The 21,046-nt window shown below is 61.2% G+C and carries 20 protein-coding genes; 6 read left to right on the top strand and 14 right to left on the bottom strand.

The features are described from left to right. Positions 1-338: 338 nt before the first annotated feature. Both AC0IYN_RS00320 and AC0IYN_RS00315 read right to left on the bottom strand, forming a co-directional pair. Positions 339-1,502, bottom strand: a complete 1,164-nt coding sequence (locus AC0IYN_RS00320; RefSeq protein WP_457248810.1) for a catalase family protein — start codon at positions 1,500-1,502, stop codon at positions 339-341. Further along, the gene (locus AC0IYN_RS00315) at positions 1,499-3,307 is read right to left on the bottom strand and encodes a di-heme-cytochrome C peroxidase (protein WP_471840120.1); all 1,809 of its coding nucleotides are present in this window, start codon (positions 3,305-3,307) and stop codon (positions 1,499-1,501) included. The genes AC0IYN_RS00320 and AC0IYN_RS00315 overlap by 4 nt, the downstream gene beginning before the upstream one ends. A 257-nt stretch (positions 3,308-3,564) precedes the next feature. Between AC0IYN_RS00315 and AC0IYN_RS00310 the strand changes: the two genes are divergently transcribed. From AC0IYN_RS00310 to AC0IYN_RS00295, 4 genes are all read left to right on the top strand, one after another. Then, positions 3,565-4,296 (top strand): FKBP-type peptidyl-prolyl cis-trans isomerase, encoded by a 732-nt coding sequence (locus AC0IYN_RS00310; protein ID WP_146478036.1) that lies wholly within the window; start codon positions 3,565-3,567, stop codon positions 4,294-4,296. 369 nt (positions 4,297-4,665) lie between these two features. Continuing rightward, positions 4,666-5,124, top strand: a complete 459-nt coding sequence (locus AC0IYN_RS00305; protein WP_406598871.1) for a YkvA family protein — start codon at positions 4,666-4,668, stop codon at positions 5,122-5,124. Positions 5,125-5,217: 93 nt separating this feature from the next. Further along, the gene (locus tag AC0IYN_RS00300; protein ID WP_406598870.1) at positions 5,218-5,559 is read left to right on the top strand and encodes a helix-turn-helix domain-containing protein; all 342 of its coding nucleotides are present in this window, start codon (positions 5,218-5,220) and stop codon (positions 5,557-5,559) included. Next, positions 5,556-5,927 (top strand): hypothetical protein, encoded by a 372-nt coding sequence (locus AC0IYN_RS00295; RefSeq protein WP_471840117.1) that lies wholly within the window; start codon positions 5,556-5,558, stop codon positions 5,925-5,927. Before AC0IYN_RS00300 ends, AC0IYN_RS00295 begins: the two co-directional genes overlap by 4 nt. Here the strand turns inward: AC0IYN_RS00295 and AC0IYN_RS00290 are convergent. Next, entirely contained in the window at positions 5,924-7,693 is a 1,770-nt protein-coding gene (locus tag AC0IYN_RS00290; RefSeq protein WP_471840116.1) for a bifunctional diguanylate cyclase/phosphodiesterase, read from the bottom strand. The genes AC0IYN_RS00295 and AC0IYN_RS00290 overlap by 4 nt on opposite strands. A 118-nt stretch (positions 7,694-7,811) precedes the next feature. Further along, positions 7,812-9,893, bottom strand: a complete 2,082-nt coding sequence (locus tag AC0IYN_RS00285) for a carboxy terminal-processing peptidase (protein ID WP_177075644.1) — start codon at positions 9,891-9,893, stop codon at positions 7,812-7,814. Positions 9,894-10,031: 138 nt separating this feature from the next. Between AC0IYN_RS00285 and AC0IYN_RS00280 the strand changes: the two genes are divergently transcribed. After that, positions 10,032-10,994 carry a zinc-binding dehydrogenase gene (locus AC0IYN_RS00280; protein ID WP_471840114.1) on the top strand — a complete coding sequence of 321 codons (963 nt, stop codon included), beginning with the start codon at positions 10,032-10,034 and terminating at the stop codon, positions 10,992-10,994. Positions 10,995-11,133: 139 nt separating this feature from the next. On the opposite strand, the gene AC0IYN_RS00275 is transcribed toward AC0IYN_RS00280, so the two are convergent. From AC0IYN_RS00275 to AC0IYN_RS00250, 6 genes are all read right to left on the bottom strand, one after another. Continuing rightward, positions 11,134-11,787, bottom strand: coding sequence for an HAD family hydrolase (locus AC0IYN_RS00275; RefSeq protein WP_100491156.1), 654 nt, complete (start codon positions 11,785-11,787; stop codon positions 11,134-11,136). A 30-nt stretch (positions 11,788-11,817) separates the two neighbouring features. Then, positions 11,818-12,807 (bottom strand): ABC transporter ATP-binding protein, encoded by a 990-nt coding sequence (locus AC0IYN_RS00270; RefSeq protein ID WP_016980251.1) that lies wholly within the window; start codon positions 12,805-12,807, stop codon positions 11,818-11,820. Beyond that, positions 12,804-13,604 carry an ABC transporter permease gene (locus AC0IYN_RS00265; RefSeq protein ID WP_406598866.1) on the bottom strand — a complete coding sequence of 267 codons (801 nt, stop codon included), beginning with the start codon at positions 13,602-13,604 and terminating at the stop codon, positions 12,804-12,806. Before AC0IYN_RS00265 ends, AC0IYN_RS00270 begins: the two co-directional genes overlap by 4 nt. Further along, on the bottom strand, positions 13,591-14,427 hold the full coding sequence (locus tag AC0IYN_RS00260) for an ABC transporter permease (RefSeq protein WP_406598865.1): 837 nt from the start codon (positions 14,425-14,427) through the stop codon (positions 13,591-13,593). The genes AC0IYN_RS00265 and AC0IYN_RS00260 overlap by 14 nt, the downstream gene beginning before the upstream one ends. Beyond that, complete coding sequence (locus tag AC0IYN_RS00255) at positions 14,424-15,230, bottom strand: alkaline phosphatase family protein (protein ID WP_406598864.1); 807 nt, start codon at positions 15,228-15,230, stop codon at positions 14,424-14,426. The genes AC0IYN_RS00260 and AC0IYN_RS00255 overlap by 4 nt, the downstream gene beginning before the upstream one ends. 92 nt (positions 15,231-15,322) lie before the next feature. Beyond that, a complete protein-coding gene (locus AC0IYN_RS00250; RefSeq protein WP_025859115.1) occupies positions 15,323-16,399 on the bottom strand; it encodes an ABC transporter substrate-binding protein in 1,077 nt (358 codons plus the stop codon). Between the two features lie 351 nt (positions 16,400-16,750). Between AC0IYN_RS00250 and AC0IYN_RS00245 the strand changes: the two genes are divergently transcribed. After that, entirely contained in the window at positions 16,751-17,464 is a 714-nt protein-coding gene (locus AC0IYN_RS00245) for a UTRA domain-containing protein (protein WP_176996418.1), read from the top strand. A 104-nt stretch (positions 17,465-17,568) separates the two neighbouring features. Here the strand turns inward: AC0IYN_RS00245 and AC0IYN_RS00240 are convergent, their stop codons facing one another. The 4 genes from AC0IYN_RS00240 to AC0IYN_RS00225 are packed head-to-tail and all read right to left on the bottom strand — an operon-like array spanning position 17,569 to position 21,042. Continuing rightward, positions 17,569-18,483 (bottom strand): metal ABC transporter substrate-binding protein, encoded by a 915-nt coding sequence (locus AC0IYN_RS00240; RefSeq protein ID WP_457239711.1) that lies wholly within the window; start codon positions 18,481-18,483, stop codon positions 17,569-17,571. Beyond that, complete coding sequence (locus AC0IYN_RS00235; protein ID WP_406598862.1) at positions 18,483-19,382, bottom strand: metal ABC transporter permease; 900 nt, start codon at positions 19,380-19,382, stop codon at positions 18,483-18,485. Before AC0IYN_RS00235 ends, AC0IYN_RS00240 begins: the two co-directional genes overlap by 1 nt. Next, the gene (locus AC0IYN_RS00230) at positions 19,379-20,125 is read right to left on the bottom strand and encodes a metal ABC transporter ATP-binding protein (RefSeq protein WP_406598861.1); all 747 of its coding nucleotides are present in this window, start codon (positions 20,123-20,125) and stop codon (positions 19,379-19,381) included. Before AC0IYN_RS00230 ends, AC0IYN_RS00235 begins: the two co-directional genes overlap by 4 nt. Continuing rightward, the gene (locus AC0IYN_RS00225; protein ID WP_058426941.1) at positions 20,122-21,042 is read right to left on the bottom strand and encodes a metal ABC transporter substrate-binding protein; all 921 of its coding nucleotides are present in this window, start codon (positions 21,040-21,042) and stop codon (positions 20,122-20,124) included. Before AC0IYN_RS00225 ends, AC0IYN_RS00230 begins: the two co-directional genes overlap by 4 nt. Positions 21,043-21,046 lie beyond the last annotated feature (4 nt).

Below are 21,046 nucleotides of genomic sequence, written 5' to 3'. Positions count from 1 at the left end.
CCACGATGACTTCCTACGGGTGTTGGGGGTAGGAAGTGACGGTAGAGTGTGGCGGGTTAGTTGCTCAAGAGTGACGACGTAAACGTTATGGGGACGGCGGGATTTATACGGGTTCTTTACGCGGTTGAGGGGATATCCGGTATTTGGGTGATGGATTAAAAGCAGATACGTGTAGGAGCTGGCTTGCCGGCGATGCAGACACCTCGGTGAATCAGGAACACCCAAGTGATGCCATCGCAGGCAAGCCAGCTCCCACATTTGAACGGAGAACGGCGTGCAATATCGGCCGGTTCTAAGGCCGGCGTGCTGTTGATCTTGGGATATGCCTCCCAAAAAACCTACAAGTTCCGACTATGCCGATAGTCGCTGACCGCCTCATACACCGCCTTGCGCAACCGGTTAATCCCCCCGATCGGCCGATGCGCCCCCACCCCAAACCAAGGATTGAACGACTGGTTATCACACGCCAGATTCTGCTCAGGCGTATCAAAATCCTGCGCCGGGACCTGCACCCTGGCCACCGTCTCATACGGCGCATCACTCTCCTTCCATTCAATGCTGGTGTCTTCAATCGGCATGAACTTCTGCGGATTCTGCCGCTGCACCTGCAACACAAAACACGCCGGCACACGGTCGGTAGACAGCTGCTGGTTCAACGCACTGCGCAGAAAGTTCGGCAGGTCCTGATTCTGCTTGGGCAACACATACTCCGGGCAGCTTTGCGGATCAGGCGCGACACGGAACTTGGCGTTGGCCGCGCCAAACTTGTAGGGCGAGACCGAAAAGTACGTGGTCTGCGTCGGGCTGGCCGGTGCCGGCGCCAAGGTGGCCAGTGCGATGAACAAGTGGCGCACTTGCCAACTGCGCGGGTCGACCTTGGGGAAGAACGCCAGCACTTTCTTGCCATCCGCCTGGGCGCCGATGTTCTGCGCGTATTCCGCCACATCACTGACAAAGAAGTTCGGGTGGCTGAACATCACGAAGTCCTGTTCCGTGCGTGTCTGCTGGTCGGCCAGCAGTTGCTTGCCCGGCACGTCCAGCAGCTTGAGGGCCATGCCCCGTGCGTCACGAATGCTGTCGAACTGCGGATAGGCATTGCCGTTGGACAGCCGTATCAGCGCCTGCCAGGTCTTGCCCGGCTCGGCGAACACACCTTGTCGCAATGCCGGGTCGAGATCGGCCAGCACGCTGACTTCGGCCTTCACGCAGCCATGGGCCTTGGCGTGGGCATCGCGCAAGTAGCGTGTGCCTTCGCGGTGTTGGTCAACGATGCGCACCGCCGTCTGGATAATGCCCTGGGTCATGGCGGCCTCGCCGGGCGGAATCTGCTCGTTCGGCGACACCGGGCCGCTGTGTTGCCAGGCGTACCAGGCGGTAGCGGCTAGCCAGCCAAGCAGGCCGAGGCCCACCAGCCACAGCAAGGTCTTGCCCAGGAACGCGCCGATGCGCAGCCAGAGGCGGGCGAGCAGGGAGGGTTGGTCGTATCGGGATCGAATCATCATGGCAGTTGTTGCTCCAGCGGGCCGCCCAGCACTTTGAGGTATTCCAGTAGCGCCCAGCGCTCCTGCGGCAGCAGGCCACGGCCGATGACGCCGTTGCCACGAGCGCCAGCACGGAATTCGTGGCCGCTGTTGTGGTTGCCGGTGATCCGGGTGTCGAACAGGAAGGCATTCTTGAACGCCTCGGTCTCGAAGCCGAGATGACGCGGGTCGTAGTTGAAGGTGCCTTTATAGAAGGTGGCGCTGCGCTCGTCCTGGGGCGAGAGCAACTGGTAGATCGTCGGCACCGAGCCGTTATGCAGGAACGGCGGGGTGGCCCACACGCCAGCCAGCGGCCGTGCCTTGTAGGCGCGCAACTCGCGCACGCCGATGGGCAGGCCGTAACCGTCCAGGCGCGGGCGCTCGGCCGGGGTCACGCCGGCGGCGCGGTAAGCGTGCTCTTCGACGAAGGCTGTGACGTAGGCGAGGCCCTTGGCCACGGACATTTTTTTCAGGTCCAGCGGCTCGGTCGGCGTGGGGTGCAGCTCGACGTTGAGCCTGGCCAGTTCCGCCGGGTCCCATTGCAGGGCGCTGAGGTCGTAGCGTTGGTCGGCAATGTTGCTGGCGGTGCCGGGGTCGGTGCCGATGTAGTCCACGGGCAGCATTTTGAGGGCCTGCACCGGGCGGCCATTTTCCTGGGTGACGTTGGGCACGTGGCAGCCGGCGCAGTTTTCGGCAAACAGTGCGCGGCCTTGGGCGGCGAGGGGCTTGTCGATGGCGCCGAACAGGTCCTCGGGCCAGGTCGGTGGCTTGAGGCGTTGCAGGGTTTCTTCGATCAGGTTGAGGTCGCGCACCCGAACACTGGACGGGTAACGCGCATCGCCCTGGAGCGGCTGGCCGGCGGCGTCGAAAAAGGTCAGCGTCGCGCCCACACCCAAGGCTTCACCAATGTTGCGTGCCATGGGCTGCTGGGCCGAGCCGTTCCATTGCACCCAGTCGAAGGTCCAGATGTCCCACAAGTGCGGGTAGTCCACGGGGGCATTGGCGACGCGATAATTGTCCGGGGAAATGGCATCGCCAAAACTGGCATTGGCGATACGGCCAAAGGCGTCGGTGCGGCCGGGGCCTTCTTCGGTGGGGTAGAGGCCACGGTGGGTATCGTTCCAGGCCACCTTGAGAAACTGGTTCAGCGACTGCTTGAAGTCCTGGCGCAGTTGCGTGTGCTCGGCGTCATAGCGATCCCCCAGCACGTGGCGGGCGAAGCGCTCGAACTTCCACGGGTTGTAATAGGTGGCGGCAAGGCTGGCGACCAGGGCCTGGCCAAAACTGCCGCCGCGCAGGGTCGGGACGCTGGAGGGCAGCACGTGCTGGGCCGAGCCGCCGTCGATGCGCAGGGCCTGGCCTTTGAAACGTAGTTCGCCGGTATGGCAGGCGGCGCAGGTGATGTCCAGGTAGTCGACATTACTGCCGGGGTTTTTATGCCGGGCGAAACCCACGGGCAGGTTGCCAGGGTTTTGCGTGGTGGGCACTTGTTTGGGGTCGACCAGGAAACCGAAGCGCGCCAGGTACTCCGGCGCGGCGAAGCGTCGCTCGGAAAACGGCAGTTCCAGGGCGGTGAACCAGTCGTAGTGCAGGCCTTTCACTTGGGTGCCCTGGGGCGTGAAGTAATAGGTCTGGCGGTCGGCGGCACTCCATTGGTCCTGGTAGTGGACCTGCTCCACGGGCGCGTAGTCCGGCAGCTTGGGGTTGGCGGTGTAGTAGAGCACCACGGCCATGACGATGCCCAGCAGAGTAAGTATCAGGAGTAAAACACGGGAAAAAATGCGCAAGATGGCTATCCTTGTCTCGGCCTTGTCGAGGTGTAGCGCTGTTATGCCACCACGCCACAGGTGCGGCAAGTGGCCATGAGCCTGGGAACAGGCGGTCCGCGATCCGTCGCGGGCCTACATCATGAATGAAAATGCTTTTAAACACGTGAACTTATCAGAAGTTTCCTGCTCACATGCCGGTAGCCATTGGTCGTGGCCGCCTGATAAGCTCGCGACTTTATTCGAATGCCCTTTTGGCGCATGAACAAGGAAATAGCATGAAACAGCATCGGTTGGCGGCGGCGGTGGCCCTGGTTAGCCTGGTACTTGCGGGTTGTGATTCGCAGACCAGCGTAGAGCTGAAAACCCCGGCGCAGAAAGCTTCCTACGGCATCGGCCTGAACATGGGCAAGAGCCTTGCTCAAGAAGGCATGGATGACCTGGACTCCAAAGCAGTAGCCCAAGGCATCGAAGATGCTGTCGGCAAGAAAGAGCAGAAGCTCAAAGACGACGAACTGGTTGAAGCGTTCGCCGCACTGCAAAAGCGTGCTGAAGAACGCATGACCAAGATGAGCGAAGAGTCGGCAGCCGCCGGCAAGAAATTCCTCGAAGACAACGCCAAGAAAGACGGCGTCGTCACCACCGCTTCCGGTCTGCAGTACAAGATCACCAAGAAAGCCGACGGCCCCCAGCCTAAGCCGACTGACGTGGTGACTGTGCACTACACCGGCAAACTCACCAACGGCACTACCTTTGACAGCTCCGTGGACCGCGGTAGCCCGATTGACCTGCCGGTCAGCGGCGTGATCCCGGGTTGGGTCGAAGGCCTGCAACTGATGCACGTCGGCGAGAAGGTCGAGCTGTACATTCCTTCCGACCTGGCCTACGGCGCACAAAGCCCAAGCCCAGCGATCCCAGCCAACTCCGTGCTGGTATTCGACTTGGAGCTGCTGGCCATCAAGGACCCAGCCAAGGCTGACGCTCCTGCTGCACCGGCTGCCAAGAAGTAACAGGCGCCTGAACACACAACGCCCCGTCTCGACGGGGCGTTGTTGTTTCTGGGAGGTGCACATTTCTAAATGTGGGAGCTGGCTTGCCTGCGATAGCGGTGGATCAGCCAGCTCCCACATTGAAGCCAGTGCAGATCCAAACGAACGTCTGTGGCAGGCAACAGTCTGATATAAGACTCGAGTACGGGTAGCCGCACATCAATGCCAAGTCAATGAAATCTTGGGTTTTTTTTATGTGCGCAAAAAACGCCCGATCTGACTGCAGGCCTTGTACTACGTGGCTTTCAGGCCAGAAAATAGGCTCTGTTCACAAGGTTATCCACAATTTGTGTGGATAACCTTTTATGTCGCCTGGAACTGGAGTGACCCATGAAACCACCCTTCAATTTCACCCGTTTCCTGCCCATGGCCGCACGCCTCCTGGGCCGCGGGCGCTTGCCGACGCTGTTGTTCGCGGTCGCCGCCAAAGGCTCGAGCCAGGGCAACCGGCTAGGCAAGCTCAAGGACGATCTCAAGTTGCTCCAAGCCCTGTGCCTGGCCTACTGGCGCGGCGAATACCGGGCGATCAGCCCCAAGGCGCTGATCTCTGTGGTGGCGGGGCTGATGTACTTCCTGAGCCCGATCGATGCGATCCCGGACTTTATCCCGATGTTCGGCATGCTCGATGACATCGCCGTACTGGCATGGGTCATGAAGACCCTGGAAGGCGAACTGAGCGCCTTTCGCACCTGGCGTGACGCCCAACGCCCGGAGAAGCTCGCCGTGGTTGAGCGCCTGCCTGCGACGCCAGCGCTGCTGGCCAAGGAAAACCCGCAAAAAAACCCATGACGTGGCTATCCCCCTGCGACCTTTGTGGCTGTTAGGATTACACTCCTAAGGAAAGAGCTTACTAAGTAAGTGCAGTTATCCTACGGGGCAGTCATGGATATTCAGATAATTTCACGCAATGGCGAACCCGAATACGCGGTGTTGCCATGGGACCAGTACCAGGCGTTGCTAAAAGCTGCCGGTCAGCAACAACCAACGCTACCTCCTTCTGCATCGACTGCCCAAGCCGCCCCCGACCAGGACCTGCGCCCGCTCGCAGACCTGCGCGGCTTGCGCGAAGCCAAGGGCCTGGCGATCGAGACGCTGGCGCGTACCGTGGGTATCAGCCCGTCATATCTTGGATTGATTGAAAGTGGTGAACGCCAGCCGGATGCCGCGATCCGCCGCAGCCTGGCCTGGGAATTGGGCGTTGCAGGTTGGAGGGATGAATCTTGAGCCTACGTATCAGCCGTCAACACTGGGATGGGTTACTCAACGAACTGGACCAGGCGCGCCGCCAGCGCCATCTGCTGACTTACCGTGCGCTGCTGGAGCGCCTGCAATTTCCCACACCGGCCATGCAAACCCTGGCCGCCGCCCTGGAGCACCTGGCGGCGCTGGACGCCAAGGCCGAGCAGCCGTTGCGCAGCTCGCTGGTGATCAGCCAGGGTGCCAGTCGCTTGCCGCGTACCGGTTTTTTTGAATGCGTCGAGCGCCTCGGGCGTTTCAACGGGCCGTCGGATGGGGTGGCCGCTGCCTCCTGGCATGCATCGGAAGTGGTGCGGGTGTTCGAATACGAGTACCCGGAATCCGCCGAGGCCTAATGCGGCTGGGCTAGCGCGTCCATGCTGTCGATCACATGGATGCTGTAGCCGGCCATATCCTTTGCATGGTGTTTGGCTTGCGAGGCCAGTTCCGCCAACTGGCTGGCATCGAGTTGTCCACAGGCCTGTGGATACAAATGCACCACGCCGATGGAAAGCGACAGCAGCGCAAACTCCTGGCGCACGCCCTGGCGGTTCAGCGCCACGAAACAGCCAGCATCCAGGTGTTCGGCGCGGTAAAAGCGTCGGCATTGGGTGTGGAAGTCATCCAGCAGTTGGTTGAGGCGCTTGCGCCAATCCTGCGGGCCGAGCACCAGTAAAAAGTCATCGCCACCGATATGCCCGACAAAGTCGCGGCTGGGATCGACGCGGTCGTTCAGGCACTGCGCCAGGCACAACAACACCTCATCCCCACGGCCATAGCCGTAGATGTCATTGAACGGCTTGAAACTGTCGATATCCACGTAGCAGATCACCGACTCCCGCTGCTGTTGAAGCAGGCGAGTAAGGCATTGCTGGATCGGCACATTGCCCGGCAGCAGGGTCAGTGGGTTGGCGTAACGCGCCTGTTGAATCTTCAGTTCAGTGATCAGCTTGAGCACATCGATCACCCGCCCAAGGCCCAAGTAGTCGCCATTGAGGGTGATGATGAAATCTTCTTCGATACGTTGCCGCGCGCGGCTGGTGAGCAGGCGGCTGACCTGCTGCAGGGACTGGCTCAGCTCCACCGCCAGGAAGTCGGTGCTCATCAAGCGGCTGATGGGCTTGCGCGCAAACAGGTCGGTGGCGAATGGCTTGAGCAGCGCGTCCGACAACAAGTGCCGGTGCACGATACCGATCGGGTGCCCACGCCCATCCAGGACCGCCAGGGAGTTTAGGTTGGCCTGGCGCCGGAACGCTTCGAGCACCTGGGCGGTGGCGGTATCCTGGTCCACCGCCGGTTGTTCGCTGAGCAGGGCGCTGAGGTCACTGCCTTCATCATTCAGCGCCACGTTGGCGCTGTCGGGCTTGGGCAACATCAAGCGTGCTTCTTGTGGCGGTTGCTCCTGTGGGCGGCAGAGCAGGTAGCCCTGGACCAGGTCCACGCCCATCTCCGTCAGTACCGCCAATTCCTCGGGCAACTCAATGCCTTCGGCAATAACCTGGGCACGCGAAGCCTTGGCGATTTGCAGGATGGAGCCGACGAACTCGCGCTTGAGCGCGTCCTGATGGATGCCATCGATAAAGTGCCGGTCGATCTTCACGTAATCCGGGCGCAGCTCCGACCACAGCCGCAGGCTGGAATACCCGGCGCCGAGGTCATCGAGAGCGATGGCAAACCCCATATCACGGTAATGATGCAGGGCGGTTTGCAGCAAGTCGAAGTCATCGGTCGGCGTTTGTTCGGTGAGTTCGATCACGACTTGGCTGGGGGGAATGCCGAAGTCGCGCAGCAGTTGCAGTGTGCGTCCCGGTTGGTGCGCGGTTTCCATCAAGGATTCCGGCGAAATGTTCAGGAACAGCTTGCCCGGTAGCTTCTGTTCGCTGAAGCGTCGACAGGCGCTTTCGCGACAGGCCATTTCCAGTTCGCTGAGGCGCCCGGCATGGCCGGCCACCGAGAACAGGGCGACGGGGGAGTGCAGCGGGCTGTTGGAGGGGCCGCGGCTGAGGGCTTCGTAGCCGAGAATGCGCCGTTCAGACAGGCAGATGATCGGTTGGAACAGGCTGTGCAAACTGCCTTGAGCCAGGATTGAGCCCAATGCATTCAGCTGTTCGGTCATGGTCATGGCGATCTCGATCGAAAAAAAAGGACCGCAGGCTTGAAACCTGCGGTCCTTCATTTCACGACAGAATGATGTCTATATGATGACACTCCAAGGAGCGTTCACATTAAATCGCCATCATTTACTGCTTGGCCACCTGCTTGGTGATCTTCAAGTAGTCCAGCAGGATCCGGCCCGTCTCGGCCAGGTAGGCGTCGTCTTCCGGCTTGGTTTTGTCAGCCTCGGCCGGCAGTGCATCTTCGTCTTCTTTCTTCAGTTCCTTGAGTGGATCCTCACCCTTGGCCTTGCGGCGGATGTTTTCCAGTACAAGTTGCTTGTTCTCGATGTCGGAGTGCTGCGCACGGCGGTCCACTTCATTGAGGCTGACGGTTTTTTCTTCCATCAGCTTCTTGGCCAGGGCCAGCTTGTCGCGGATGAACACGAACTCGGCATCCTTGGCGGAGCGGGTGTCGTGGTCAGCCTTCAGTTGCGCCAGGAATGGCTTGAACGGATCCGACGCCGGCTTGATCGCAGGGCGGATGGTATCCCACGGCATGGCTTCCGGCAGGGCGCTTTCGCCGATTTCCTTGGTGTCGATGATCGACGGGAAATCGATGTCCGGCAGTACGCCCTGGTGCTGGGTGCTCTGCCCGGAAACCCGGTAGAACTTGGCCAGCGTCAGTTTCAGCTCGCCATGGTTCAGCGGCTGGATGGTCTGCACGGTGCCTTTGCCGAAGGTCTGGCCGCCGATGATCAGGGCGCGGTGGTAGTCCTGCATGGCGCCGGCGAAGATCTCCGAGGCCGAAGCCGAGAGGCGGTTGACCAGCAATGCCATCGGGCCTTTGTAGAACGCACCCGGGTTCTCGTCTTCGAGCACGTCGACTCGGCCGTCTGCGTTGCGTACCAACACGGTCGGGCCCTTGTCGATGAACAGGCTGGTCAGCTCGGTGGCTTCCTGCAGGGAGCCGCCGCCGTTGTTGCGCAAGTCGATGACCACGCCGTCGACTTTTTCCTTCTGCAGCTCTGTCAGGATTTTCTTCACGTCGCGGGTGGTGGACTTGTAGTCCGGATCGCCAGCACGGAAGGCCTTGAAGTCCAGGTAGAAGGCCGGGATTTCAATCACGCCCAGCTTGTAGTCCTTGCCATCCTGCTTGAGGTTGAGGACTTTCTTCTGCACGGCCTGGTCTTCGAGCTTCACCGCTTCACGGGTGATGGACACGATCTTGCTGGTCTGGTCGTTTGGCGCATTGGTGTGCGGAATCACTTCCAGGCGCACCACGCTGCCTTTCGGCCCGCGGATCAGCTTGACCACTTCGTCCAGGCGCCAGCCGACCACGTCGACCATCTCTTTGTCGCCTTGGGCAACACCGATGATCTTGTCGGCCGGGGCGACCTGCTTGGTCTTGTCCGCCGGACCTGCCGGCACCAGGCGCACGATCTTGACCTGGTCATTGTCGCTTTGCAGGACGGCACCGATGCCTTCCAGCGACAGACTCATGTTGATATCGAAATTTTCCGCGTTATCTGGCGACAGATAATTGGTGTGCGGGTCGTAGGACATCGCGAAGGTGTTGATGTAGGCCTGGAAGATATCTTCGGCACGGGTCTGGTCCAGACGCGCGAGTTGATTCTTGTAGCGCTTGGTCAACAGCTCCTGGATGGCCTTCGGCTCTTTGCCGGCGATCTTCAGGCGCAGCACTTCGTCCTTGACGCGTTTGCGCCACAGGTCATCGAGGGCGGCGGTGCTGGTCAGCCAAGGGGCGTCCTTGCGGTCCACCAGTAGGGTTTCCTTCTGGGTGAAGTCGAGCTTGTCGACGCCTTTGTCCAGCTCACCCAGGGCGAAGTCCAGACGCGCTTTGACGCGGTCCAGGTAACGCTTGTAGATGGTGAAGGCGGGCTGCAGGTCGCCGCTCTTGAGGAAGTCGTCGAACTGCGTCTTCCACTTGTCGAACTCGGCGATATCGCTGGCCAGGAAGTAGCTGCGCGACGGATCCAGCAGCTTGAGGTAGCTGTCATAGATGATCACCGAGCGCGCGTCGTCCAGCGGCGGCTTGCTGTAGTGATGGCGCTTGAGCAACTCGACGACGTTAAGGCTGGCAATCACCTCATCGCGATCCGGCTGAAGGTTGTCCCAGCTGTTGGCTGCGAACGTATTGGTCGACATCGACGCGAAGCCGAGACCAATGAAAAGAGCGAGGGCGGTGCTGGGGAACAAATGCTTCATGCTGATTCGACGCGGGGGCAATTGATAACGCATATTAGGCCGTCTTTGAGGGAGCCGGTTCCATATGGTCCGGTCGCATAATGCAAAAAGCCCGGCGATACAGCTACGGGCTCAGTCCAGACTCACTATGGAGGCACTGTGAAAGCATTGCAAGGCGTTGACGGTCATGTGGAGTGGTTGGAAGAACCCAGTCCTACCTGCGATGTAGGGCAAGTTCGCATTCGCGTGGCGGCAGCGGGCCTCAATCGCGCCGATTTATTACAGCGTGCAGGGCTTTATCCACCACCACCAGGCGCCAGTCACGTACTGGGCCTGGAGTGTTCCGGGGTGATCAGCGAAGTGGGGGCGGGCTCATCCTGGCAAGTCGGCGACCGCGTCTGCGCGCTGCTGGTCGGTGGCGGCATGGCCGAAGAAGTGGTGGTGGACGCGCGTCACGTGCTGCCCGCGCCGGAAGGTTTGTCGCTGATTGAAGCGGCGGCGCTGCCTGAGGTGTACAGCACGGCGTGGCTCAATCTGTTCCAACTGGCGGGCCTCAAGCCGGGTGAGAAAGTGCTGTTGCATGCCGGCGCCAGCGGCGTGGGCTCGGCGGCGATCCAGCTGTGCAAGGCGTTTGGCAGCCCGTGCTGGGTTAGCGTCGGCTCGGCGGAGCGCCTGGCCTACTGCGAGGAGCTCGGCGCCCAGGGCGGCGTGGTGCGTACCGATGGCCTCGAAGGGTTGCGGGATTTCGGGCCGTTTGATGTGATCCTCGACCCGGTCGGTGGCAACTATGCAGCGCTGGACCTCAAGCTGCTGGCCCTGGATGGGCGCTGGGTATTGATCGGCTTGATGGGCGGTCGCGACGCGCAACTGGACCTGGCCCAGGTGCTGGGCAAGCGTATCCAGCTACTCGGCTCGACCTTGCGCAGCCGCAGTGATCAGTTCAAGGCGGACCTGTTCAGCGACTTGAGCCAGCATGTATGGCCGCTGTTTGTCGAAGGGCGGCTGAGCCCGCAGTTGGCCAAGACCTTCCCGATCAAGGATGCCGAGGCGGCGTTTGCTGAGCTGGCGACCAACCAGATTGCCGGGAAGTTGGTGTTGGTGATCGACGAATCTTTGGCCTGAATTGCAATGCGATCAAACCTGTAGGAGCCGGCTTGCCGGCGATTGCGGTGCATCAGATGAAACATTCTTCATTGAGACACCGCTATCGCCGGCAAGCCGGCTCCTACAGTGGGTTGGGTGTTTAATTCAGGAGGGGATGTCAGGTCCAGTGGTGGATCGGCCAGCCAGCCTTTTCGGCGTGCTCGCGCAATACCGGGTCCGGGTTCACCACCTGCGGATGATCCACCTTCAGCAGCAACGGCAAATCATTGCGCGAGTCCGAATAGAAATACGCGCCTTCCAGCGTTTCACCTTCCTGTTCCAACCACGCCAGCAGCCGCGTGATCTTGCCTTCACGGTACGTCAGTACACCCGCGGTACGCCCGCTGTACACGCCATGGCTGACGTCCAGTTCAATCCCCAACACTTCATCAATGCCGATCCGCGCCGCAATCGGTGTGACCAGGTGCGTGCCCGACGCCGAGATCACCAGGATCCGGTCGCCATTGGCGCGATGGCGCGCGATGGTCTTGGTGGCGTCGCTGTAGATCAGAGGCTCGATCACGTCCTCGACCCAGGGCTCCACCAAGTGCTCGATTTCTTCCGGCGTGCGGCCGATCATCGGCTCCAGGCTGAAGTCCATGAAGTCTTCCATGCGTAGCTTGCCCTGGCTGTAGGCGTCCATCAGCTCGTTGTTCTTGCGCATGAACGACTCGGGGTCGACCCAACCCAGGCGGCCCATCTGCTCGCTCCACAGGGTGGCGCAGTCGCCGTGGATGAGGGTGTCGTCCAGATCAAAAATTACCAATGCCATCCGTCATGCTCTCTCAAATGAAACGTTGCATCAGGCTACTTCACACAGGGCACTGGGGTCGATGGAAAGTGCCAGGCGTTGCCCGTCCGGGTGCAGGTCGTCGGCCGAACGGTTGAGCACATCCACCACCAGTTCCACGCCGCGCGCTTCGATGCGGTAGCGGATCACGTTGCCCAACAGGCTATGGCTGCGCACCAGGGCGTCCAGTTCGCCGTCGCGGCTCAGTTCGATGGCCTCCGGGCGAATGGCGATGCGGCTGTTGATCGGGCGTTGCAGCAACTGGGTGGCCTTGTCGGCGTCCAGCAGGTTGTAGTTGCCGATGAAGCCGGCGGCGAACACATCGACAGGCGCGGTATAGAGGGTTTCGGCATCGCCGCTCTGCACGATCTTGCCCTGGTTCATCAGGAAGATCCGGTCGGACATGGTCAGGGCTTCTTCCTGGTCATGGGTCACGAAGATGGTGGTCAGCCCCAGCTCGCGCTGGATCTGGCGGATCTGTTCACGCAGGTGCTTGCGAATCCGCGCATCCAGCGCCGACAGCGGTTCATCCAGCAACAACAGGCGCGGGCGGGTGACCAGCGAGCGGGCAAGCGCCACGCGCTGGCACTGGCCGCCGGACATCTGGTGCGGGTAGCGGCCCGCCAGGTCCTTGAGCTCGACCAATTGCAGCACTTCCTGCACGCGCTTGTGGCTGTCGTCGGCGTTGACCTTTTGCATGCGCAGGCCGAAGGCAACGTTCTGTTCCACGGTCATGTTGGGGAACAGTGCATAGCTCTGGAACACCATGCCGATATGGCGTTTCTGCGGGCTCAGCGGGACGATATCCTGGCCATCAAGGAGGATTTTGCCACTGTCCACCGAGGTCAGCCCGGCGATGCAACGCAACAGCGTGGACTTGCCGCAACCGGACGGGCCGAGCAGGGTGACGAACTCACCCTTGGCGATCTCGCAGTTGATGTCACTGAACACCGGGGTGCCGGCGTAGCCTTTTTGCAGGTGTTGGACGCTGACGAAGCTCATTGGCTTTTGTCCTTGTTCAAGATGTTGGCGGCCCAGGTCAGCACCAGCACAAAGAAGAAATAGGAAATCACGACGGCACTGGTGAAGTGGCCGCTGCTGTTGCGCATGTTGTTCAGGTAGACCTGCAGGGTTTCGTAGCGGGTGCCCACCAGGATGTTGGCGAACACGAACTCGCCGAACAGGAACGAAAACGACAGCAACAGCGCCACCATCAAGCCTTTGCGCAGGTTGGGCAGCACCACCAGGATCGCCGCCTGCCAGGTGCTGGCACCGAGCAGTTGGGAGGCGTCCATCAGGTCGCGCAGGTTGATCGCCTGCAGGTTGTTGGTGATCGCCCGGTACATGAACGGCAGCGCGACGGTGAAGTAGCAGCCGATCAAGATCCACGGCGTGCCCACCATCGCCATCGGCCCGGAGCCATACAGCTGCAGCAAACCCACCGACGACACCACGGGTGGCACCGCGAAAGGCAGCAGGATCAGGATGTTCATCAGCGCATCAAGCTTGGGAAAGTGGTAATGCACCACGAACAGCAGCGGCAAAATCAGCACCACCGACAGCACCAGTGCGCCCACGCACACCAGCAACGATTGCCCGAAGGCCATCAGGAAGCGCGGGTCGCTCCACAGCTGTACGTACCATTTCACCGTGAAACCGGCGGGCAGGATCGTCGCTGACCAACTGCTGGCGATGGAGTAGACGAAGGTGCCGATCAGCGGCAACACCAGGATCGCAAACAACAGGTACACCACCACGCGGTGGTAGAGGGAGGCCGGGCCGGCTTCAACGCGAGACATGGTAGCTCCTCTTGAGCAGCAGTTGATGGACCACGGTGACCACGGTCATCAGCACCACCAGCACCACGGCCAGGGCGCTGGCCAGGTTCGGGTCGAGGGACACATCGCCGGAAACCAGCCCCGCGATGCGAATCGGCAGAACGTTGAAGTTGCCTGTGGTCAGGGCGTAGACCGTGGCATAGGCGCCGAGGGCATTGGCCAGCAGGATCACGAACGTACCGAGCAGGGCCGGGGTGAGCACTGGCAGGCCGATATGCCGCCAGAACTGCCAGCCATTCGCGCCGAGCAGTGCAGCCGACTCACGCCAGTCTTCGCGCAATGCATCGAAGGCCGGGTAAAGCAGCAGCACACCCAATGGAATCTGGAAGTAGGTATAGAGGATGATCAACCCGGTCTTGGAGTACAGGTTGAAGTCCTGAATGATCCCCGCCTGCTTGAGCATAAGGGTGATGCTGCCGTTGAACCCCAGCAGGATGATGAACGCGAAAGCCAGGGGCACACCGGAAAAGTTGCTGGTCATGTTGGCAAAGGCCGTCACGAAGTTGCGCAACGGCGAATCCACCCGGCGCAACGAATAACTGCCCAGCACAGCAATGATGATGCCGAAGATGCTTGAGTAGAAACTGATCTCAAGGCTGAACTGGATTGCTTGCAGGTAGAACTTCGAGCTGAAGATCCGCGTGAAGTTTTCCAGGCCCCAGCCAGCTTCTTCGGTTTGCAGGCTGTTGATCAGTACCCACACCAGCGGGGCGATTTCGAACACGATAAAGAACAGTGTGAAGGGCACCAGGCAGAGCAGCGCCAGCCATTTGCCACGGATCATTTCAACAGCTCCCGGCAGACAGGTTTGTCGTGGGGCACGCCCAGCAGTTCACAGACGGTGCCACACAGCTCGGTCTGTTTCGGCGCGGCGCTGGGGTCCAGGCTGAACGCGTCGCCGAGCACGAATAGCGGCACTTCGCGTTCTTCTGGCAGCAGGCCGTTGTGGGAGCGGTCGTTGTTCATGCCGTGGTCGGCGGTCACCAGCACTTGGTAACCGGCGTCGAGCCAGACTTGCAGGTAGTCGGCCAGGATAATGTCGGCCGAGCGTGCGCTGTTGCGGTATTGCGGGGTGTCGAGGCCGTGCTTGTGGCCGGCGTCGTCGATGTTCATCGGGTGCACCACCAGGAAGTCCGGCGCGTGTCTGAGGCGCAGGCTCTCGGCGTCGGCAAACAGGTGGGAATCCGGGTAATGGTCATTCCAGTAGAAATGCCCGTGCTGGATCGCCAATGACTTGTCGTCGGTATGACGGTCGCGGGCGGCGAGGAAGGGCGTGCGGTTATACAACTCGCTGACCCAGTGATAGGCCGCCGCTGCCGTGGTAAGGCCGGCGTCGGTGGCGTAATGGAAAATGCTGCGCTGGTGGGACAGGCGCGAGACGTTGTTGTGCACGATGCCGCTCTGGATTGGAGGCACGCCGGTGAGGATGCATTCATACAGCGGGCGGGACAGGGCGGGCAGTTCACATTCCAGTTTGTAGAGAGCTGCGCGTCCTGCGCCGACGTAGGCCTGCAAGTGCCCCATGGCGTGTCGGGCAACCTCGAAGTTCAGGCCGTCGAGCACGACAAGGATGACAGTGTGCTTCATGGGGGCTGGCGCTCCGCAACAGATGGGCTTGGATCAGGGGGCATCAGATCGGTAGGAGCCGGCAAGCCGGCTCCTACAGAGGTTTGCTTCGATTACTTCATTTCTACGATGACCTGCTCATTCCACAGCTGTGGCAGCTTTTTGGAAGTGGCTTCCCAGGCATCGGCATCCTTGATCGGCTGTGGGTTGGCCTTGGTGTACTGCTCGCCGGGGATCAGGTTCTTGGCGATTTCAGCCGGCAGTTTCAGATCGGTTTCGGCACGGATCGGACGTGCGTTGCCTTTCGCCAGGTTCAGTTGGCCTGCGTCGCTGAAGATGTATTCGCGCGTCAACTTGGCGGCGTTCGGGTGCTTGGCGTATTTGTTGATGATGGTGGTGTAGCCGGATTTCACCGAGCCGTCCGACGGGATCAGCACCACGTAGTCATCCGGGTTGGCCATCTTGGCCTTGTAGCTCAGGCCGTTGAAGTCCCAGACCACGCCCACTTCGACTTCGCCTTTTTCCATGGTGGCGATGGTCGGGTTGGACAGCGAGAGACGGCCTTGCTGGGCGATCTTGGTGAAGAATTGCAGGCCGGGGGCGATGTTCTTTTCGTCGCCTTTATTGGCGATGGCGGCTGCCAGTACACCGTTGGCCGCTTGTGCCGCGGTGCTTACGTCACCAATCGAGACCTTGTACTTGCCATTCTGCAGGTCAGCCCAGCTGGTGGGCACTTCAGAACCGTGCAGCAGCTTCTTGTTGACGATAAACGCGATGGTGCCGGTGTAGGCCAATGCCCAGTGACCGTCCTTGTCTTTAGCCCAATCCGGGACCTGGGCCCAGGTGGACGGTTTGTACGGCTGGGTGACTTCCTGCTTCACCGCAATCGGACCGAACGCTGCGCCTACGTCGCCGATGTCGGCGCTGGCGTTGTCTTTCTCGGCCTTGAACTTGGCGATTTCCTGGGCCGAGCTCATGTCGGTGTCGATGTGCTTGAGGCCGTAGGTCTTGGCCAGGTCTTCCCAAGTGCCTTTCCAGTTGGCCCAGTCATCGGGCATGCCGACGCTGTTGACGGCGCCTTCCGCTTTCGCGGCGGCTTCAAGAGTTTTTAGATCGGTATCAGCGGCCATGGCGGCGGTGCACATGGCAATGGTCGAGCCTAACAGTGATGCCAGGAAAAGCTGTTTCATCCGAAGCTCCTTTGGGCGTTTTCAACGCTGCGTTTTTATCGACGTTTGCGGTGGTGTTGGTCTAGGTCAGCAATACCTGAGCCAATCTAGGCTCGATGGATGACAGTTTCATGTCGATGTCGTTTTTAAATCGCTGATGTCGCTCGTCGCAGAGTTAGCGTAGACCATGCTCAAGTGCCCGCAGGGCTGGGACTTGGCCGATGTATTGCAGGGTGTGCTACGGGGGATGCACACGGACTGTCATCTGTCGGTCATCTGTAATGCCTAGGCTGGCAGGCAACCGTGCAAGCCCATTTACGAGGCGGTTTGTGCACCTTGTCGGTGCTGGTCTAGTCCAGATAGGTAACGTTGATGCGTGATGAGGCAATCAAGGCGGTGACATCCATCGGCCTGGCGCTGCAAGAGCAGATCGACCATGGCCTGCTGCCGCCTGCCAGCAAACTGCCCGCCGAACGCAAGCTCAGCGAGTTGTTTGGTACCACTCGGATTACGGTACGGGAAGCCTTGTTACAACTGGAGGCCCAGGGCCAGATCTATCGCGAGGAGCGGCGCGGCTGGTTTGTCTCGCCACCACGGCTGGCCTACAACCTGATGCAGCGCAGCCACTTTCACGCCATGGTCAGCGACCAGGGGCGCGTGCCTTCTACCGAGGTTATTTCCGCGCGGCTGCAACCGGCGTCGGCAGCGGTGTGTGCGTGGCTGCAGTTGCCGGCATTGTCCAGCGTGATCCAAGTGTGCCGGGGCCGGCGTATAGATGGGCGTTTGGTGTTGTATGTGGAGCACTACCTGAACCCGCAGTATTTTCCGGGGATCTTGGAGTGCGACTTGAACCAGTCGATGACCGAACTCTATGCCCGCCAATACGACTTGCATTACGGGCGGGTGCGCTTCGAAATTGTGCCGACTTCATTGCCCGTGGAAGCCGCCGCCGCGTTGCGTGTGTCGGTAGGCAGCCCGGGCTTGCGCATCGCCCGGGTCAATTACGATCAGCATCAGCGCTTGATCGACTGCGACCTGGAGTTCTGGCGGCACGACGCCATCCACGTTGGCGTGGATGTGGCCTGACGCCCCAAAACACCACCTGTAGGAGCCGGCTTGCCGGCGATGGCGTCCATATTGTCACCACAAGGCTTGAGGGCCTAATCGCCGGCAAGCCGGCTCCTACAAGGTTAGGGTGTCAGGGCTTTGATCAGTGAGTCGGTGTTGGTGGTGAGTTCTGCCACCGGGTCAGCGCCATCCACGTCCAATACCAACAGGTGCGATCCGCCTGCCGCGATGGCCGCCTTAACCGCCTCACTCGGTTGGCGATGGTGCAGCACCACGGCCACGTCATTGTCCTTTAGCTCGGCGCTGAGCTTTTGCAGGGCCTCGGGCGTCCAATCGGCGTCCGGCCGTGCATCCGTGCTGACCACTTCCACGTTCAGGCTGTTGACCAGGTAGGCGAAGTGATCGCTCAAACTGACCACCGTGAGGTTATCCGCCTTGGCCAGTCGTGCTTCGCTGTCGGCGGTGAGTTTGAGCAGGCGCTGTTTGAGGGCGGCGAGGTTGGCATCGATCTTCGGCTTGGCAGTGGGGGCCAGGCGGCTCAGGTCGGCGGCGAGCACGTCGGCCATGCGCCCCATATTGTTGCTCGACTGCCAGGGCTGGCTGTTCAGGCCATCGGTGACACCCGGCTGCACCGCGATGCCGGGCAAGCCGCCGTCCACCGGGCGTGCGGCGTCGACTTCGACGATGCGGATATTGCTGCGCCGCGCCACCGGGTACAGCGGGTCATCGGCCCACAGCGAACGCAGGCCGATGGCGGCGTCAGCGTCCAGCGCCAGCTTGTTCAGGGCCGGCGCGCCACGGCCGGTGAAGTAGGACACCTGGCGCGAACCCGGCAAGTTGGCCGGCGCGGCGCGTTCAAGCTGCACGTCGGTGCCTTTGAGCAGCACCTCGGCCAGGCCATAGGTGATCGGCAACGAGGCCAGCACTTTGACCGGCTTGGCGGCATGGGCAGCCGGTTTGGCCGCTTCAGCCGCCATCAACGGCGTGGTGAATAAACAGGCGATGGCCAGGGCCAGAGGATGAAGAACGGAACGCATTATCCAAGATTCCCTTTGAGGCTGGGCACGGTGCCGCGCGCGATGGCGGCCAGGGCGAAGGCGATACCGGCGACCAGGATGATGGCGGCACCGGACGGCACGGGCAGGTCGAAGATGATCGGCAGCAGGATCCCGCACAGGGTGCTGACGGTGGCAATCGCGACCGAGACCCAGAAGAAACCCTTGAGCGACTGGCTCAACAGGCGCGCCGCAGCGGCGGGAATCACCAGCAGCGCACCCACCAGGATCGCGCCGATGACCTTGACCGCCGCGACGGTGATCAACGTCACCAGGATCACGAACAGGTAGTCCAGGGTCTTCACGGCGACGCCGCGCACCGCTGCCAGTTGCGGGTTGAAGCTGGCCAGCATGATGCGGTTGTACAGCGGTAGCGCCAGCGCCATCACCAGCGAACCGACCACTGCCAGCACCAGCAGATCGTTGCCGTTGACCGTCAACACTGAGCCAAACAGCACATTCTCGAGGATGTGCACGTTGATCTTGCCCGCCAGGATCAGCAGCAGACTTGCGCCCAGCGCCAGGGACACCGACAGGAACACACCGATCAAGGTGTCCGGCGCCAGGCCGGTGCGGTTGCGCAGGTAGTTGAGCAGGATGCCGAACAGCAGGCAGTAGCCGAACAGGGCGCCGTATGGACCGGTGTAGGGTTCGCCCAGCAGAATGCCCACGGCCACGCCCGTCAGCGCGGCGTGGCCGACCGCTTCGGAGAAAAACGCGAAGCGCTTGACCACCACCAGCGTTCCCAGGCCGCCCAGCACCGGGCCGATCAGCAAACCGGCGAGCAGGGCATTGACCACAAAACCGTAGGCCAGCGCCTCCGGCAGATAGCCGGAAGAGGCCCAGCCCTGGACCATCAAGCGAAAGGTTTCATAACTCATTGCGCCGGGCTCCGAGGGTGAGTGGAGAACAGGGTGAGCAGGCGGTCCGGGGTCAGTGCCTCTTTGGGCGTGGCATCGAACAGCACGCGGCGGTTGAGGCCGGTCACACGGTCGGCCAGGCGGCCCACAGCTTCCAGGTCATGTTCGATCCATAGCACGGTGATTCCCGCCAGGCGCCAGTCATTCAGCAGGCGTTCAAACACCTGGATACCGGCTTCATCAAGCGCCGACATCGGTTCATCCAGTACCAGCAGCTGCGGCACCGGGATCAGCCCCTGGGCCAGCAACACGCGCTGGCGCTCACCGCCGGACAGCGCACCCATGCGCCGCTTGCGTTTGTCCTGCATGCCAACACGCTCCAGCGCATCTCCAATCGCGCCGGCGTAATGCTTGGACAGGCCAAGGAATGCAGGGCGCCGCTGACACATGGCCGCCATGAAGTCATCCACGGTCATTGGCAAACCACGGTCGAACTCCAGCGCCTGGGGCACATAGCCGATGGTGCCGGGCGCGGCCGGCCAGTGCAGGCTCAAGCGCCCCTGGTGAGGTGTTTGCCCGAGCAGGGTCTTGATCAGCGAGCTTTTGCCGCCGCCGTTGGGGCCGACCAGTGCGTGAATGCTGCCTGGCTGTACTTGGAAACTTACGTTATCGAGGATCACGGTGCGACCCAGGGTCAGCGATACCGTGTCGAACTCAAGGGTCGGGCCGACGCTGACCGCCTTCAGTTGCTCTGCTGCTGTCATGCCCCCGACTCCTGGATGGCCCGAACCACAGTGTTGAGGTTGCCGGTCATTTCCACTTCGTACTTCTCGGCGCTGTATTCGCCGTAGGAAATGTGCGACAGCGGGTACAGCTTGACCCCGGATTCACGCTGGATGGTGTCGACGTAGGTGGACGGGAAGTCCATTTCCGAGAAGATCACCTTCACGTCCAGGGCCCGCAGTTCATCGATGGTTTTCTTCAACTGGCTCGGGCTTGGCTCGATCCCGTGGGCCGGCTCGACCACGGCAGTGACTTCCAGGCCGAATTCGCGCAGCAGGTAGTCATAAGCCGCGTGCACGGTAGCCACGCGCAGGTCCGGGTTGGGGGCACTGGTCAGCTTGGCCAGGGCATCGGCGCGCATCTGGCGCAGGCGCTTGCCGTAGGCGCGGGCGTTTTGCGTGTATGTCTTGGCGTTGTCCGGGTCGAGCTTGCCCAATTCGCGGGCGATGTTGTTGACCTGGGCAATCGACGCACTGATCGACAGGAAGGTATGCGGGTTGACCACCTTGCCCGCGCCGCGCGCGGCGTTACCGGTGGCCGCCAGCAGCGGCACGTTGGCGTTGGCCTCGATCACCGGGATGTCCGGGCGTTCGCTGGTGGCGATCATGCGGTCGGCAAAATCATCATGGCCGACGCCGTTGAGGACGATCACGTCCAGGGTGCCGATGCGCTTGATGTCTTCGGCGCGTGGCTCGTAGGCATGCGGGTTGAAGCCGGCTGGAATCAGCGGCACCACTTCGGCCTTGTCGCCGACGATATTCGCCACATAGCTGTAATAAGGGTGCAGGGTGATACCGATACGCAGGCGTTTGGCAGCCTCGGCGTTAGCCAATGGAGCGAGCATCAGGCTGAACAGGCCAACCAGCAACAGGCGCAACAGGGGAGATGAAATGGACATGGGC

It is taken from the genome of Pseudomonas sp. AC112 (genome assembly GCF_979253545.1).
This window is presented reverse-complemented; position numbering and strand designations above follow the sequence as displayed.

Bases quoted from the DNA above. Each gene is read 5' to 3' on its own strand.
- AC0IYN_RS00270 (WP_016980251.1), bottom strand. From the start codon at position 12,807: ATGAGCTTCGTCAGCGTCCAACACCTGCAAAAAGGCTACGCCGGCACC.
- AC0IYN_RS00305 (WP_406598871.1), top strand. From the start codon at position 4,666: ATGAAACCACCCTTCAATTTCACCCGTTTCCTGCCCATGGCCGCACGC.
- AC0IYN_RS00250 (WP_025859115.1), bottom strand. From the start codon at position 16,399: ATGAAACAGCTTTTCCTGGCATCACTGTTAGGCTCGACCATTGCCATG.
- AC0IYN_RS00320 (WP_457248810.1), bottom strand. From the start codon at position 1,502: ATGATGATTCGATCCCGATACGACCAACCCTCCCTGCTCGCCCGCCTC.
- AC0IYN_RS00300 (WP_406598870.1), top strand. From the start codon at position 5,218: ATGGATATTCAGATAATTTCACGCAATGGCGAACCCGAATACGCGGTG.
- AC0IYN_RS00245 (WP_176996418.1), top strand. From the start codon at position 16,751: ATGCGTGATGAGGCAATCAAGGCGGTGACATCCATCGGCCTGGCGCTG.
- AC0IYN_RS00230 (WP_406598861.1), bottom strand. From the start codon at position 20,125: ATGACAGCAGCAGAGCAACTGAAGGCGGTCAGCGTCGGCCCGACCCTT.
- AC0IYN_RS00235 (WP_406598862.1), bottom strand. From the start codon at position 19,382: ATGAGTTATGAAACCTTTCGCTTGATGGTCCAGGGCTGGGCCTCTTCC.
- AC0IYN_RS00275 (WP_100491156.1), bottom strand. From the start codon at position 11,787: ATGGCATTGGTAATTTTTGATCTGGACGACACCCTCATCCACGGCGAC.
- AC0IYN_RS00240 (WP_457239711.1), bottom strand. From the start codon at position 18,483: ATGCGTTCCGTTCTTCATCCTCTGGCCCTGGCCATCGCCTGTTTATTC.
- AC0IYN_RS00225 (WP_058426941.1), bottom strand. From the start codon at position 21,042: ATGTCCATTTCATCTCCCCTGTTGCGCCTGTTGCTGGTTGGCCTGTTC.
- AC0IYN_RS00260 (WP_406598865.1), bottom strand. From the start codon at position 14,427: ATGATCCGTGGCAAATGGCTGGCGCTGCTCTGCCTGGTGCCCTTCACA.
- AC0IYN_RS00310 (WP_146478036.1), top strand. From the start codon at position 3,565: ATGAAACAGCATCGGTTGGCGGCGGCGGTGGCCCTGGTTAGCCTGGTA.
- AC0IYN_RS00265 (WP_406598866.1), bottom strand. From the start codon at position 13,604: ATGTCTCGCGTTGAAGCCGGCCCGGCCTCCCTCTACCACCGCGTGGTG.
- AC0IYN_RS00290 (WP_471840116.1), bottom strand. From the start codon at position 7,693: ATGACCATGACCGAACAGCTGAATGCATTGGGCTCAATCCTGGCTCAA.
- AC0IYN_RS00285 (WP_177075644.1), bottom strand. From the start codon at position 9,893: ATGAAGCATTTGTTCCCCAGCACCGCCCTCGCTCTTTTCATTGGTCTC.
- AC0IYN_RS00255 (WP_406598864.1), bottom strand. From the start codon at position 15,230: ATGAAGCACACTGTCATCCTTGTCGTGCTCGACGGCCTGAACTTCGAG.